Consider the following 14,560-nt stretch of genomic DNA (forward strand, 5'->3'; position numbering starts at 1 on the left):
GGAAGCGCCTCGTGCGCGACTACGAAAAACGCCTCGACGTCTCCGAAGCCATGATCCACGTCGCCCTCGGCAGCCTCATGCTCCGCCGCATCGTTCATCCGTAAGCATTCTCAAACGGACTCTTAGGCCGATTCTGGTGTGACCACATTGATGCTGGTTAATGGGCGGTAGGCACTTTGGGGCCAGTAGCCTTTGAAGCGGCGGCCGCCCGGCGGATGCTGTCCGATGCCGGGGCGACCTCGCTCCGCTAGTCCTAGGTCGTGAACAAACCCCTATGTCCAGCAGGCGATGGCTCACAGATCAGCGGTAAGTCGAAGATCAGCAGAACCCTCCCGTGGCCATCGCAAGCGTGCCTTGGTAAGTCTTGGACATGCGACCGCCGCCTGAGTTCTATATCCCCGGCGTGCCCGCTGATCGGCAAGAAGAGATTTACGGCCGCTTCGCTGCGACGGGAGGTGGGTCCGTTCCGCCCATCGAGGAGCGTATATATTCGATCACCTTTGAGCTTGGCGGGGTCGGGTGGACTGCCACCGTTGGTTGCCAACTGTGTGGCACTCGACCGCGGGAGAAGAAGTTTTCTCGTAGGAACTGGATGGATGCGCCGGTCTTCAGCGATACCGAGATCGCCGTGATCATTCCCAGTCACCCCTATCTGATTTTCCACTGGGGCGAGCGATCGCCGTGGCCCAATCCGTTTTTCGCGAATGATGTGAAATCGGTAACGAAATTCAGCGCATGATGTTTCGGGGAGGCAACGATATGTGGTGGATTGTCTATGGGGCCGCAGGTGTGGCCCTCCTGTCGAGCTTCAAGGGCGACAAAAGCGCCATTTGGGACGGTTCGACAATCGGCATGTCTATCGGCCTTGTCGTCGCTGCGCTCAACGGCTTCGAGTTGTCGATGGTCGCCAAATGTGCGGCAATAGGCGCGTTATATGGCCTGGCCTCACAGATGCGCGCAATGATTGAGGATCGTCACACACAGGGCGCGTGAGGAACGGCGGACGCGGCTCAGATGCCGGTGCTTGAGAGTTGTGGACGGGCGAATAGACTCCCCCAAAAGCTCAATTTGAGTAACTCGATCAAGAATATGTATTCGATAGAAGTTGTCTGAAGATTGCGCGCGCGGCATGGCGACGCAATGCGCGGCTGCTTTGGCAACTCGGTGCGGCACAGCCGGGAGATGATCAAGTTGATCCGCGCCACGGCCGATCTAAGCGCATCCCAGATTGTTCAACATCACTTCATCGCCTCGGAAACGAGCGAGACGCGCAATCGCAACGGATCCAAATGGTGCTCGCAGTGCGCGATACTGGAGGCGAAGCTCGATCTCGGGCGCTATATAATTGATCAATCGGAATGCACGGCTACTGCCAAGGTACGAGAAGAAGCCGTCTTGTCGGACGAATGGGTGGAAGAGACCGCGAAGCTGATGTGCTCGCTGGCGGAGCTTTCCGGCACGGTCTACGCGGGTTGGGAGTGGTTGGGAGCTGTAACTGAATAGCGCGACAATCAGCGGCTGCCGCAAGCGGAAATCGACCGGATTTCAAACAGGCCAGCTACTGGTTCGTTTGAGCGTGGACGTTGGAGCGGCGGGTCCAATGTGAGATCAAATGCAGGCCAGAAATCTTGGATTTGCAGCGGTGCCCCGTTCTCGAACGAAACGGGTCTGGCGTCTCTTGATTCGACAGTTACATCGTCCGGAGTTGGACTCTCCGACAGGCTCCGCTTCGTCCAAAGCTGCAGTAAAACGTCGCCCCGGCGGATGCTGTCCGGAGCCGGGGCGACCGGCGTCGAGTAGGCCTCAGCTATGAACAAAGCACTACCCATGCTGTCGCCCAGATTTTCAACCAGACTAATTTCCGCGACTGGCGCCAGCCATGCTCGAATCGCCGCCAACCAAGGCAGCGTGCGCGGCCTTTACGACCAGAAGTCGCGCGTTCGAACCCTGAGCAAATGGCACCCGGCATAACTGAAGGTCGGCCTGGATGCGATCCGCGACGCGATTGAGCTCGGTAACGCGGGGATGGCGGCCCTCGGCGATGCAAGCGATCAGCTCGGGCGCAAATGTCTTGGGCTGCGTCATCGCCGATCCTCCTCTTGCTTGCTTAGCTGGGATTGATGACCGATTTGGGAAAGGGGTGAACGCTGAAATGATCGCGTTGCCTTGCACTGCGGCGTTTGCCTGTCCGGCGCTGCAGCCTCATGATCTCCGGTATGGACCGACGCCGGCTCCGTTGCGGTCTCGGCGCTCAGCTCAGCAAAAGCGATGCCGGCGATGGTTGCTGAAACCTGCTGTTAGTTGATTTCACTCAAAGGCTGCGGCGCTTGCCTGTTGACCATTGCTTCATCGGCGCGACCGTTGCCGCGGGCATTGATCTGAATTAGCCCGGAAAAAGACGTTCGACGGCGTTTGAGGCGACTCGCTTGTTGGAGGCATCGGGATTATGCCAAGTCTATTGGCGTCATGGCCTCGATCACGGCGCTGACGACAGCAAATGGAAAGCTGCCACGCACCAAGGGAGCTTTCAACATGCTTGCCGAGCAAGACCGCAGCTACCTCGAACGCCGCTACCATGACAGCCTGCTTCGAGCGGAGACTGCGACCGATCCTGGCATCGCGAAAATTCACCGCGAGTTCGCTTTGCAGTACGAGCGGCGCTTGAATGACCAAGGGCCGTCGTTGCGCGTGGTTCAGGGATAAACCACGCGCCGACATTACTGCCCGTCTGGTGGTGGCGCAGGCGGTGCAGGCGACGGCGAAACGCGCGGCACAGCTGCAGCCAGGTCAGCATCGGTCAACGTCACGGGCTGATCGCAAACGGCTACCTTGTGGACCTTCCTTCCGTCCGCAAGTTCGATCACGACAGAAACAAGTCTGGTGCAGGAGGTGCTGTCGACCGGTATCTGGGCCGAGCTGCGTGCCGCGAGTGGAGCATTGCCAGGCAACCGCAGGTTAATTCCCAATGTGCCCATACTTCGAACCAGCTGGCCAAATCCTTGGCGTGAAGACTTGGTGACGCGGATTGCGATACTGCTGATCACCTGGCCGCTTTGGTTCTCAATGCGGATGGACTTATCAGCCTGACAGGTTTCGCAGTCACCAGCTTTCACATTGGCGCGCTCACCCGGCTGCGGCCGGTTCGAAGGCTGCGCTTGACCAGCATCCTCTTGCGGCATGACGGGGGCGAAGAACGCCGCAATCAGCAACACGTGCATAGTCATTTTTTACCATCGCAACGGCGCCGAGTCGCTGCAAATTATCTACGCCTTATTCGTGACACTTGGCTCGCAGCTTGAGCGATCGAGACGCGGCCAGCCGTGGCGATGTCGCCTCATCCGGACAGTCTAGTGGCAGGTGTCGATGCCGCGTTCGAACAACAGGTCCTCGACGTTCCACAGCGACAGCGGTAACCGGCTACAGCGCAATCAAGGGGTCGCGCTGACCTAGGTAGCGCTAACGGGTCTGGCTCAATGCGCGGCCTGATGTCCGGGGTGGCGCCGTGCCATCACCGCCATAACGTCTCGTAAGGGGTCGTGTGCCGCCTGACCGTTATCAGGATCGCCGCATCACCGGCGTGACGGCTCAAGATGGGTTGGAAGCGGACTTCGTAAATAACGAAGCGCCGCCAGCCTCCCGACCGGCAGCGCTTAGTTAATCTGTCCAATCATGCAAAATTATGGCTCACCGTATTGATTGCCACTTTGCGGCGGCGGATAGCAAATCCGATCGAGCCGAATCCGCGCAACATCATGATCCAAGTCGCAGGCTCGGGCACAGCGGAAATCGCGGTATTGAAAGTTATGTTGTCCACCGCTTCGATCAGGTTAATCGGCGCGCCATTCGCATTTGCGTAAGAAAACTCGAAAAAGTGACGGAAGTTCATTTGCGCTGAACCGGCCGCCCGCAGGATGGGCGCGGCGTATCTGCACTGATAAAGCGCCGGATGAATATATATTACGCGTCGGATCGTGCGGAGCTACGCGCGCGCCTTTTATCAGCCACGCAGCCGCACTCCCTTGCCTACGACTACAACGGGGTCGTAACCCGCCCCTCTAATCCCCCGCGAAACCGAACGGCGATGCCCCCGCCTCGCGTTCGTTGACCAGCATTGCGCGGCCCGCGGGCGGGGCGCTGCGCTGGGGACAGTCGGCGCGGGTGCACGCCCGACAGCCCAGCCCCACGGGCACCGCCTCACCGCCGAAATCGAGCCCGCGGGCTGCGGCAAGGCCGGTCGCGGCGCTCGCCGCCAGCCCCAGCGTCACCACGAAACGCGCGCGCACCGCGCCGGCCCAGCCGCCCGGTGGCGCGACGCAGCGCGACGAGGTGAACCAGCGCGACCCGTCCTCCAGTTCGACCAGCTGGACGATCCGCTCGTCGGGCCGGGCAAAGGCGGCATAGGCATCGAGCAGCGGGCATGGCACCGTCGATTCGACGAGGGGAGAGCCGCTCGCCCCGGCAAAGCGCTTCGAGACTTGCCCGGCGCGGTCAATGCGCAGCATGAAGAAGGGCAGCCCGCGCGCGCCGACGCGCTGCAGCGTCGTCAGCCGGTGCGCGACCTGTTCGGCGCTCGCCCCGAAGCGGCGGCGCAGCAGTTCGAGGTCATAGCCGGTCGCCTCGCACGCGCGCAGGAAACGGGCATAGGGCATCATCACCGCGGCGGCGAAATAGCCGGTGAGGTGGCGGCGATAGAGCCGCTCGGCCACGCGATCGGCGAAGCCCGCGCCGCGCACCAGCGCGTCGATCTCCGCGCGCGCTTCGCCCGCGAGCTGCCGCGCCAGCGCGAACACGCGACTCGGCGGGTCGAGCGCTTCGCTCAATTGCAGCTGCCTTGCATGCAGGTCGAGCCGCGTGCGGATGCCCGCCAGCACCTCGATCGGCAGCACGCGGATCGACAGCTGATGCTTGACGCGCAGCCGCTCGGCCATCGCCCCGAACACGTCGCTCGACGCGATGCGCAGCCCGTCGGCGAGCGCTTCGGCGGTCGCGTCGAGATCGGCGAAATGATTGCGCCAGCGCTCGACTTCGCGCCGCACCGCCGCGCCGGGATCTTCCCCCTCCCCCGGCGTTGCCGCGCCCGCGCCGCCGAGCCGGTCATAGGCGCGCGCAAACGCCTCTGCCCCGCCCGGCGCGCCCGCCAGCCATTCGGTCAGTTCGCTGCGGTCGATCTCGATATCGGCGAACAGCGGATCGGCGAGCCGCCGCCGCATCGCTTCCTCACCGCCGCCCGGCTCGCCGGCCGACAAAGAGCGCGGATCGAAATCGAAGGTCTCGGCCAGCGACAGCATCAGCGTCGCCGACAAGGGCCGCTGGTTGCGTTCGACGAGGTTGAGATAGCTTGCCGAGACGCCCAAGCTCTCGGCCATCGCCGCCTGCGTCAGCGCCAGCCCGCGCCGCAACCGCCGCACCGCATGCCCCGCGAACAGCTTGCGCTCCGCCATTTTCCTACACGCCCCGTTTCTGTCACCTTCGCCCAAGGATGAGCGAATGACGATGTCAATTATTTACAGAATATCCAATCTTTGTCACGCGGAAAGCACACCGCGACCGTCTTTGACCCCCGTAAAAACTGTCAACTTCGACAATCAGCGTTCATACAAAACCTAGTCTGATTTACAGTGAGGAGTTGCCCCGATGACCGGTCCCGAACCCGCCCGCGCCCGCCCGATCTTCTCGACCGCCGATTTCGCCCTGCTCAAGGAAGCGGTCGCCGACTACACCCGCAAGATCGCAGACGACCCCCGCTCGGTCCAGTTCGCGAACCTCTACCACCGCCTCGGCCGGCTCGGCTGAAGCACAGCTGCTAAGAAAGATTGATGCCCGTCGGGGATTGCCCGGCGGGCATTTGCGTCTGTTTCGGCGCACTGCTATTCGCTCGATTCGAATAAAGGGTATGGAGCGGATCGCCGGTGAGTCTTGATCCTGAGACGTTCGATGCATTGATCGGCACGGTCCGCCGCTTCGTCACGGAACGGCTCCGCCCGCTCGAAGCCGAGGTCGAAGCCGCCGACGCGATACCCGACCCCATCATCGCGGAGATGAAGGCGCTGGGCCTGTTCGGGCTGTCGATCTCCGAGGACTATGGCGGGCTTGGCCTGACGATGCTGGAAGAGGCGAAGGTTGCGATCGAGATGGGCCGCACCACCCCCGCCTTCCGCTCGGCTTTCGGCACCAATGTCGGCATCGGCAGCCAGGGCCTCGTCATGGCCGGCACGCCCGAGCAGAAGGCGCAGTGGCTGCCGCGCATCGCCAGCGGCGAAATCATCACGAGCTTCGCCTTGACCGAACCCGATGTCGGCAGCGACAGCGGCGCGGTGAAGGCGCGCGCCGTTCGTGAGGGCGACACCTATCGGCTGTCGGGCACCAAGCGCTTCATCACCAATGCCGACAAGGCGTCGCTGTTCACCGTCATGGCACGGACGAGCGACGAACCCGGTGCCCGCGGCGTGTCCGCCTTTCTCGTGCCGCGCGACCTGCCCGGCATCTCGATCGGCGAGCCCGAGAAGAAGATGGGGCAGCGCGGCGCGAAGGTCGCCGACGTGATCTTCGACGACGTCCCCGTCCCCGCTGCCAACCGGCTCGCTGAAGAAGGCGAAGGCTTCCGGCTGGCGATGCGCGTGCTCGACCGCGGTCGGCTGCACATCAGCGCGGTCAGCGTCGGCGTTGCCGAGCGGCTGATCGCCGACAGTGTCGCCTATGCCGGCGAACGCCGCCAGTTCGGCAAGCCCATCGCCGAGCACCAGCTGATTCAGGCGATGATCGCCGACAGCAAGACCGAGGCGCTCGCCGCCCGCGCGCTCGTCCTCGAAACCGCTCAGGCCAAGGATGAAGGCAAGGACGTCGTACTCGAATCCGCCGCCGCCAAGCTGTTCGCGACCGAGATGGTTGGCCGAGTCGCCGACCGCGCCGTGCAGATTTTCGGCGGCGCCGGTTACATCGCCGACTATGGCATCGAGCGGCTCTACCGCGACGTCCGCCTGTTCCGCATCTATGAAGGCACCAGCCAGATCCAGCAGCTCATCATCGCCCGCGAAACGTTGAAACGCGGCGGCTGATCAAGGGGAAAGACATGGACACCAGCAATTTCTTCCGTCTCGACGGCCGGATCGCACTCGTCACCGGCGGCAGCCGCGGCATCGGCAAGATGATCGCGGAAGGCTTCATCGCCCAGGGCGCGAAGGTCTATATTTCCTCGCGCAAGGCGGCGGCGTGCGAGGAGACCGCCGCCGAGCTCGGCCCCAACTGCATCCCGCTGCCGATGGATGTCGCCACGGTCGAGGGCTGCAAGGCGCTGGCGGCAGAGCTCGCCACGCGCGAGGACCGTCTCGACATCCTCGTCAACAATGCCGGCGCCGCCTGGGGCGTGCCGTTCGAGGAGTTTCCGGAAAGCGGCTGGGACAAGGTGATGGACCTCAACGTCAAGTCGCCCTTCTTCCTGACGCAGGCGCTGCACGGGCTGCTGAAAGCGCAGGCGAGTTTCGACGCGCCGTCCAAGGTGATCAACATCACCTCGATCGACGGGCTGCGGCTCAATCCGTGGGAAACCTACAGCTACCACGCGTCGAAGGCGGCGCTGATCTATCTGACCAAGCGCATGGCGGCGCGGCTGATCCGGGATGGCATCATCGTCACCAGCCTCGCGCCCGGGGCGTTCGCCAGCGACATGAACAAGGCAGCCCGCGATCATGGCGACGAGGTGGCGAAGCGCATCCCGATGCGCCGCACCGGCACGCCCGAGGACATGGCCGGCGCCGCGATCTTCCTCGCCAGCCGGGCCAGTAACTATGTCGTTGGCGACACGCTGGTGGTCGATGGCGGGCTGGTCAACGCGTCGCTGGGCACCAGCATCGACGCCTAGCGCGCGATACCGCCAGCCGCCAGCACCGCCAGCGTCACCAGCTCGCTCGCCGTCGAGGTCATCGGCGCGACCTGAACCGGCTTTTCCATGCCCATCAGCATCGGCCCGATCATGCTGTCGCCACCCAGCTCGCGCAGCAGCTTGGCCGAGATATGGGCCGACTGGAGGCCGGGCATGATCAGGATGTTGGCCGGACCGGACAGCCGCGCGAAGGGGTAGTTGGCGAGCTGGCGCGGGTTGAGCGCGACGTCGGGCGCCATCTCGCCTTCATATTCGAAGCCGACCTGCCGCGCGTCGAGCACCTGCACGGCGTCGCGGATATTGTCGAGGAACGCGCCCTTGGGGTTACCGAAGGTCGAATAGCTGAGGAAGGCGACGCGCGGCTCATGGCCCATGCGCCGCGCGACTTGCGCGGTCTGCTCGGCGATGTCGGCGAGTTCCTCGGCGGTGGGACGCTCGTTTACGGTGGTGTCGGCGATGAACACCGTGTGGCTGCGGCCGACCATGATGTGCACGCCGAACGCCGTGCGACCCTCGGCCACGTCGATCACGCGGCGGATCTCGCGCATGTTCTGCGCATAGGGGCGGGTGATGCCGGTGATCATCGCGTCGCCCTCGCCCAGCTGGAGCAGCAGCGAGCCGAAGATGTTGCGGTCCTGATTGACCATCCGCTCGGCGTCGCGGCGGAGATAGCCGCGCCGCTGGAGCCGCGAATAGAGGAAGTCGACCATCGCCGGGACGAGCGGCGAGTTGCGGCTGTTATGCACCTCGAAGCTCTCGGGATCGCTCACGCCGAGCGCGCGCAGCCGGTCGGGCACGTCGTCGCGGCCGACCAGCACCGGCGTGCCATAGCCGCCGTCGCGGAAGGCGATCGCGGCGCGCAGCACCACTTCTTCCTCGCCCTCGGCGAAGATCACGCGCTTGGGATGCGCGCGGGCGCCCTCATAAGCGAGCGTCAGCACCGAGGTGGTGGGGTTGAGCCGGCCCTTGAGCGTATGGCGATAGGCCGCCATGTCGAGGATCGGCTTGGTCGCGACGCCCGAATCCATCGCCGCCTTGGCGACCGCGGCGGGCACGACCTCCATCAATCGCGGATCGAACGGCGCCGGGATGATGTAATCGGCGCCAAAGCTGTGCACGCGGCCATAGGCCAGCGCCACTTCCTCGGGCACCTGCTCGCGCGCCAGCTCGGCGATGGCATGCGCCGCCGCGATCTTCATCTCCTCGTTGATCCCGGTCGCGCGCACGTCGAGCGCGCCGCGGAAGATGAACGGGAAACCGAGCACATTGTTGACCTGATTGGGATAGTCCGAGCGGCCGGTGGCGACGATCGCATCCGGACGCACTTCCTTCGCCAGCTCGGGACGGATCTCGGGCTCGGGATTGGCCATCGCGAAGATGATCGGCGCGGGCGCCATGTCCTTGACCATCTCGGGCTTGAGCGCGCCGGCCGCCGACAGGCCGAGAAACACGTCGGCGCCGACCAGCGCTTCGGTCAGCGTGCGCCGGTCGGTGGCGACGGCGTGCGCCGACTGCCACTGGTTCACGCCCTCGCGGTCCTGCGTAATCACGCCCTTGCGGTCGCACATCAGCACATTGTTCTGACGGACGCCCATCGCCTTGATCAATTCGGTGCAGGCGATCGCGGCCGCGCCCGCGCCGTTCACCACCACCTTGATCTCGTCCATCTTTCGGCCCGTCAGCAGGCAGGCATTGATCAGGCCCGCCGCGGTGATGATCGCGGTGCCGTGCTGGTCGTCATGAAAGACCGGGATGTTCATGCGCTCGCGCAACGTCTGCTCGATGATGAAGCATTCGGGCGCCTTGATATCCTCGAGGTTGATGCCGCCGAAGCTCGGCTCCATCAGCTCGACGGCGTCGATGATGCGGTCGACATCTTCCGTCTTCAGCTCGATGTCGATCGAATCGACATCGGCGAAGCGCTTGAACAGCACCGCCTTGCCCTCCATCACCGGCTTGGAGGCGAGCGCGCCGAGATTGCCCATGCCGAGGATGGCGGTACCGTTGGAGATCACCGCGACGAGATTGCCCTTGGCGGTATAGTCGTAGGCGGTCGCGGGATCGTCGGCGATCGCCTGCACCGGCACGGCGACGCCGGGCGAATAAGCCAGCGCCAGGTCGCGCTGCGTGGTCAGCGGTTTCGACGCGACGATCTCGATCTTGCCGGGCCGGCCCTCCGAATGAAACAGCAGCGCCTCGCGCTCGGAAAACTGGACATTGGCTTCTTCGGACATGCGTCTCTCCCGGTTGGCCCCCTTTAGGGTCGGGGCGGGGCGGATTGCAACGTGAGAGCGCGGAAGGGCAGCTATCGATGCCGTTGCTGCTGCGCCGATCGGCGGGACCGGAATGTGCGGAAAAGCGCACAGTTCGACGATCCACACGAATCATGTCGGGCTTCCGACGGCGCCATTGTCCGTTTCCACCGCCTCGGCTACCTCCGCGCCGATGACTGCCGCCCCCACTCCGATGATGGCGCAATATCTCGCGCTCAAGGCGGAGGCGACCGACTGTCTGCTCTTCTACCGGATGGGCGATTTCTTTGAACTGTTTTTCGACGATGCCAAGACGGCGAGCGCGGTGCTCGACATCGCGCTGACCGCGCGCGGCGAGCATGACGGCGAGCGCATCCCGATGTGCGGGGTGCCGGCGCATTCGGCTGAGGGCTATCTCGCCCGGCTGATCAAGGCGGGACACCGCGTCGCCATCGCCGACCAGATCGAGACGCCCGAGGAGGCAAAGAAGCGCGGCGGGTCGAAGGCGCTGGTCGCGCGTGCGATCATCCGCGTCGTCACCGCGGGCACGCTGACCGAGGAGGCGTTGCTCGACAGCCGCACCGCCAACTGGTGCGCCGCGATCGGCGAAGCCGGTGGCGAGACGGCGATCGCCGCGGCGGATATTTCGACCGGGCGGTTCGAAATCCTGGAGTGCAGCGCGGAGGCCGTCGGCGCGGCGCTCGCCCGTCTCAATGCGGTCGAGGTGATCGCGGCCGAGGGCAGCGAGAGCCTCGACGCGACCAGCTCTCGCCCCAAGGCCGAGTTCGACAGCAGCGGCGGCGAGGCGCGGCTCAAGAAGTTGTTCGGCGTGGCGACGCTCGACGGGTTCGGCCAGTTCAACCGGGCCGCGCTGTCAGCCGCGGGCGGGCTTGCGGCATATCTCGAACACACCGCCAAGGGTTCACTCCCGTTCCTGCGTCCGCCGCGCATCACCCGCAGCGACGCGTGCATGGCGATCGACGCGGCGACACGCGAAAGCCTTGAGCTGACGCAGAACCAGTCAGGCGCGCGCAAGGGCAGCCTGCTCGACGCGATCGACCGCACCGTCACCGGCGCAGGCGCGCGGCTGCTCGCTGCCGATATCGCCGCGCCGCTGATGGACCGCGCGCTTGTCGAAGCCCGGCTCGACCTCGTCCAGCGCTTCCATGACGAACAGAATCTGCGCGACGACCTCCGCGCCAGCCTCCGCGCGCTGCCCGATATCGGCCGCGCGCTGGGGCGTCTCGCCGCGGGGCGCGGTTCGCCGCGCGATCTAGGCCAGCTGCGCGACGGACTCGACGGGGCGTGGCGGCTCGGCGAGAAACTGGCGAAGCTGCCCCAACCACCGCAACTGCTCGCCGCGGTCGCGCCGGATCTGCGCGGGCATGGCGCGTTGATCGACCTGCTCCAGCGCGCGCTCGTCCCCTCGCCGCCGATCGATGCAGCGCATGGCGGCTATATCGCCGAGGGCTATGACGCCGCGCTCGACGATTTGCGCGATGCCGGTGCCGGCGGACGCCGCGCCATTGCCGCGCTGGAGGCCGACTACAAGCAGCGCACGGGCATCGCCGGGCTCAAGATCAAGCATAATGGCGTGCTCGGCTATCATATCGAGGTCGCGGCGAAACATGCCGATGAGCTGATGCGCCCGGACAGCGGCTTCACCCATCGCCAGACGCTGGCCGGCGTGGTCCGCTTCAACGCGCCCGAGCTGCACGAGATCGCGATCAAGGTGACACAAGCGGGCGCGCATGCGCTGACCGCCGAGGCCGCGCATCTCGAGGACTTGACTGCCGCCGCGCTTGATCGGCGCGAAGCGATTGCCGCGACCGCCGACGCGCTGGCAAGGCTCGATGTCGCCTCGGCGCTGGCCGAGCGCGCGGCGGAGGGCGGATGGACACGGCCCGTGCTGGTCGATCACGCCTGTTTCGAAGTCGAGGGCGGACGCCACCCCGTGGTCGAATCGGCGCTGGCACGCAGTGGCGAGCGTTTCGTCGCCAATGACTGTGCGCTGTCCGAATCCAATCGGCTGTGGCTGGTCACCGGCCCGAACATGGGCGGCAAGTCGACCTTCCTGCGCCAGAATGCCCTGATCGCCGTACTCGCACAGGCAGGTGCCTATGTCCCGGCGGCGCGGGCGAAGCTCGGGCTGGTCGACCGGCTGTTCAGCCGCGTCGGCGCTTCGGACAATCTCGCGCGCGGACGTTCGACCTTCATGGTCGAGATGGTCGAGACCGCCGCGATCCTGGCGCAGGCGACGCCACGCAGCTTCGTGATCCTCGACGAGGTGGGGCGCGGCACCTCGACCTATGACGGGCTCGCCATCGCCTGGGCGGTGGTCGAGGCGATCCATGAGGACAATCGCTGCCGCTGCCTGTTCGCGACGCATTATCACGAACTGACGCGACTGGCCGAGCGGTGCGAGGCGCTGTCGCTGCACCATGTGCGGGCGCGCGAGTGGAAGGGCGATCTGGTGCTGCTGCACGAGGTCGCGGAAGGACCTGCCGACCGCAGCTATGGCCTCGCCGTGGCGCGGCTCGCCGGGTTGCCGCCGGTGACTCTCGCGCGCGCCAAGGCGGTGCTGGCGAAGCTTGAGGCGGGACGCGAGAAGACCGGGGGGATCGCCGCGGGGCTCGACGACCTGCCGCTGTTCGCCGCGGCGATGGTGCAGGAAGAGGAAGCGGTCGATGCATTGCGCGCCGAGCTTGGCGCACTAGATATCGACGCGCTGAGCCCGCGTGATGCACTGGATACGCTCTACCGGCTCAAGACTTTGATGGACCTTTGATGCGCGAATCCGGCCTTTTCGGGATCATCCAGATCGTCTTCGTGACCGTGCGCGACGGTTATTCGACGGCGCGCGCGTGGCAGGTGATGGCGGCGTTCGCGCTGCTCGCCGCGATCCCGATCGCGCTGGTCGTCGGCATCGCGCTGCTGCTCAGCTAGCGCGAGCCGCCTTCGCCGCCGCGATCCACCACAGTAATTCGTCGGCGAAGCGCGGGAAGCCGCGCACCAGCGCCTGCCCGCCCTCGCCCTGTGGCTCATCCTTCTCGTCGAGCGTCTGGCCGATCTGCGCGACGGTGATCGTCGCGGGCACCACCGCCATACCCATCCCGGTCAGCGTCGGGTGCCACATCGAGTTGCTGCGCGCGCCGGCGAGCCGGCCCGCCGAGTAACTGACGATGGCAGCCGGGCGGCGTGCCCATTCGGCGAGGAAATGGTCGGTCAGGTTCTTTAGGCCGGGCTGCATGCCCCAATTATATTCGCCGGCGACGAACAGGAATCCGTCGGCGCTGCGCAGCTTTTCGGCCAGCGTTTCCATCGCGGCCGGCGCTTCGCCCGGCGGATAGTCCATGTAGCGCCTGTCGAGCATCGGCAGCCCGACATCCCTGGCGTCGATCAGCTCGGCGTCCAGACCGCGCGCCGCCAGTTGCGCGACGATCCACCGGGCCAGCCGGATGCCGACGCGCGCTTCACGGTAGGAGCCGTAGAAAACGAGAATGCGGTCGGCCATGCGCGTGCTCCCAAAATGAAAGAGGCCACCGGGGCCATCCCTGGCACCCGGTGACCTCCGACATGGTCAGCGGCCGGAAGCTCCAGCCCGGGAGACCATGCGGGCCGCTTGTCCGCTGCTGGCGCCGTTGATTGGGGGAGGATACCCCCCGTGCGCCGTGCCGGTGGAGGGCTTCCACCGGTTGCATCGGATCTTAGCGGCGCGTCTCCCGAACGAACTGAACCGACCCCACTGCTGAACCATGAGACATCGGATCACCTCCTTTCGCTTGTTAAAACGCTGTACCCGGCCTGGGCACGGATGAACTTTGAATCATCCTGACTCATAGAACAAGTCTTGTAATGCATCGCGAAATCGGCGAATCTCAAAGTTCTGGCGCATGACAGCTCAGCGCCGGCAATCCTCAGCGACACGAAGCACCTCTGCCCAGGCAGGAATCACCAGCGGCGGCTGTGATGCGCTCTCGACGATGAATCGCCCGCGGCTATAGCCCATCGCATCGATTAGCGGGTCGCTGGCGGGCAACGCCGCGCCCGACAGGCTGCGCGCGGTGCTGGTGGTGCGGATCGTCATCGGGCCTGAAGCCGTACCCCGGGCGAGGATCAGCCTGCTACCGCCGGCCTCGCACTGGATCGAGAAGACCGCCGCACCGCCCGATCCATAGACCGCCCCCGTCCCCTGCCCGTCGCGCCGATAGCTCCAATTGCCCGGCGTCACCGGCCAGTCGCGCCAGTCGCTGCTGGCGGCGGGGGGCGGCGGCGCGGGTGCCGGGGCAGGTGCGGGAACCGGTACCGGGCGCGCCGGCGCAGGCGGCGGGGCCGACGGCGCCACGCAACCGGCGAGGATGGCAAGCGAAGCACAGGCGAGAAGGTTACGCATGGACAACCTTATGGGGGAGCGAGTCCGGCGGCTCAA

General features: G+C 65.3%; 16 protein-coding genes and 1 pseudogene. 10 read left to right on the top strand and 7 right to left on the bottom strand.

The annotated features are described in order from the left end of the window. The 4 genes and pseudogenes from M9978_RS09305 to M9978_RS09320 form a co-directional block, all read left to right on the top strand. Positions 1-104, top strand: a pseudogene (locus M9978_RS09305) (IS5/IS1182 family transposase); the annotation flags it as partial. Positions 105-370: 266 nt separating this feature from the next. Beyond that, positions 371-739, top strand: coding sequence for a hypothetical protein (locus M9978_RS09310; protein WP_254292755.1), 369 nt, complete (start codon positions 371-373; stop codon positions 737-739). A 20-nt stretch (positions 740-759) separates the two neighbouring features. Beyond that, on the top strand, positions 760-993 hold the full coding sequence (locus M9978_RS09315) for a hypothetical protein (protein ID WP_254292756.1): 234 nt from the start codon (positions 760-762) through the stop codon (positions 991-993). A gap of 189 nt (positions 994-1,182) precedes the next feature. Continuing rightward, a complete protein-coding gene (locus tag M9978_RS09320; RefSeq protein ID WP_254292757.1) occupies positions 1,183-1,503 on the top strand; it encodes a hypothetical protein in 321 nt (106 codons plus the stop codon). 351 nt (positions 1,504-1,854) lie between these two features. On the opposite strand, the gene M9978_RS09325 is transcribed toward M9978_RS09320, so the two are convergent. After that, the gene (locus tag M9978_RS09325; protein ID WP_254292758.1) at positions 1,855-2,085 is read right to left on the bottom strand and encodes a hypothetical protein; all 231 of its coding nucleotides are present in this window, start codon (positions 2,083-2,085) and stop codon (positions 1,855-1,857) included. Positions 2,086-2,466: 381 nt separating this feature from the next. Between M9978_RS09325 and M9978_RS09330 the strand changes: the two genes are divergently transcribed. Further along, complete coding sequence (locus tag M9978_RS09330) at positions 2,467-2,703, top strand: hypothetical protein (protein WP_254292759.1); 237 nt, start codon at positions 2,467-2,469, stop codon at positions 2,701-2,703. Between the two features lie 14 nt (positions 2,704-2,717). Here M9978_RS09330 and M9978_RS09335 read toward each other — a convergent pair whose 3' ends face one another. The 3 genes from M9978_RS09335 to M9978_RS09345 form a co-directional block, all read right to left on the bottom strand. Continuing rightward, positions 2,718-3,218 carry a hypothetical protein gene (locus M9978_RS09335; protein ID WP_254292760.1) on the bottom strand — a complete coding sequence of 167 codons (501 nt, stop codon included), beginning with the start codon at positions 3,216-3,218 and terminating at the stop codon, positions 2,718-2,720. A 449-nt stretch (positions 3,219-3,667) separates the two neighbouring features. Further along, positions 3,668-3,886, bottom strand: a complete 219-nt coding sequence (locus tag M9978_RS09340) for a PEPxxWA-CTERM sorting domain-containing protein (RefSeq protein ID WP_254292761.1) — start codon at positions 3,884-3,886, stop codon at positions 3,668-3,670. Between the two features lie 169 nt (positions 3,887-4,055). Beyond that, entirely contained in the window at positions 4,056-5,441 is a 1,386-nt protein-coding gene (locus tag M9978_RS09345; RefSeq protein ID WP_254292762.1) for a helix-turn-helix domain-containing protein, read from the bottom strand. Positions 5,442-5,634: 193 nt separating this feature from the next. Here M9978_RS09345 and M9978_RS09350 point away from each other — a divergent pair, with 193 nt between their 5' ends. From M9978_RS09350 to M9978_RS09360, 3 genes are all read left to right on the top strand, one after another. Then, entirely contained in the window at positions 5,635-5,793 is a 159-nt protein-coding gene (locus M9978_RS09350) for a hypothetical protein (protein ID WP_254292763.1), read from the top strand. 116 nt (positions 5,794-5,909) lie between these two features. Beyond that, positions 5,910-7,055, top strand: a complete 1,146-nt coding sequence (locus tag M9978_RS09355) for an acyl-CoA dehydrogenase family protein (RefSeq protein ID WP_254292764.1) — start codon at positions 5,910-5,912, stop codon at positions 7,053-7,055. A 14-nt stretch (positions 7,056-7,069) separates the two neighbouring features. After that, positions 7,070-7,858 carry an SDR family oxidoreductase gene (locus tag M9978_RS09360; protein WP_254292765.1) on the top strand — a complete coding sequence of 263 codons (789 nt, stop codon included), beginning with the start codon at positions 7,070-7,072 and terminating at the stop codon, positions 7,856-7,858. Here M9978_RS09360 and M9978_RS09365 read toward each other — a convergent pair. Beyond that, positions 7,855-10,113, bottom strand: coding sequence for an NADP-dependent malic enzyme (locus M9978_RS09365; RefSeq protein ID WP_254292766.1), 2,259 nt, complete (start codon positions 10,111-10,113; stop codon positions 7,855-7,857). The two genes, M9978_RS09360 and M9978_RS09365, sit on opposite strands and share 4 nt — an antisense overlap. 232 nt (positions 10,114-10,345) lie before the next feature. Here M9978_RS09365 and mutS point away from each other — a divergent pair, with 232 nt between their 5' ends. Together mutS and M9978_RS09375 are read left to right on the top strand one after the other, a co-directional pair. Next, positions 10,346-12,919 (top strand): DNA mismatch repair protein MutS, encoded by a 2,574-nt coding sequence (gene mutS, locus M9978_RS09370; protein WP_254292977.1) that lies wholly within the window; start codon positions 10,346-10,348, stop codon positions 12,917-12,919. Continuing rightward, a complete protein-coding gene (locus M9978_RS09375; protein ID WP_254292767.1) occupies positions 12,919-13,077 on the top strand; it encodes a hypothetical protein in 159 nt (52 codons plus the stop codon). The genes mutS and M9978_RS09375 overlap by 1 nt, the downstream gene beginning before the upstream one ends. Here the strand turns inward: M9978_RS09375 and M9978_RS09380 are convergent. Together M9978_RS09380 and M9978_RS09385 are read right to left on the bottom strand one after the other, a co-directional pair. Further along, entirely contained in the window at positions 13,070-13,645 is a 576-nt protein-coding gene (locus tag M9978_RS09380; RefSeq protein WP_254292768.1) for an NADPH-dependent FMN reductase, read from the bottom strand. The two genes, M9978_RS09375 and M9978_RS09380, sit on opposite strands and share 8 nt — an antisense overlap. A 387-nt stretch (positions 13,646-14,032) precedes the next feature. After that, entirely contained in the window at positions 14,033-14,524 is a 492-nt protein-coding gene (locus tag M9978_RS09385; protein WP_254292769.1) for a hypothetical protein, read from the bottom strand. Between the last annotated feature and the right edge of the window lie 36 nt (positions 14,525-14,560).

This window comes from Sphingomonas tagetis, assembly GCF_024211275.1.
In the GTDB taxonomy this organism is placed as follows: domain Bacteria; phylum Pseudomonadota; class Alphaproteobacteria; order Sphingomonadales; family Sphingomonadaceae; genus Sphingomonas; species Sphingomonas tagetis.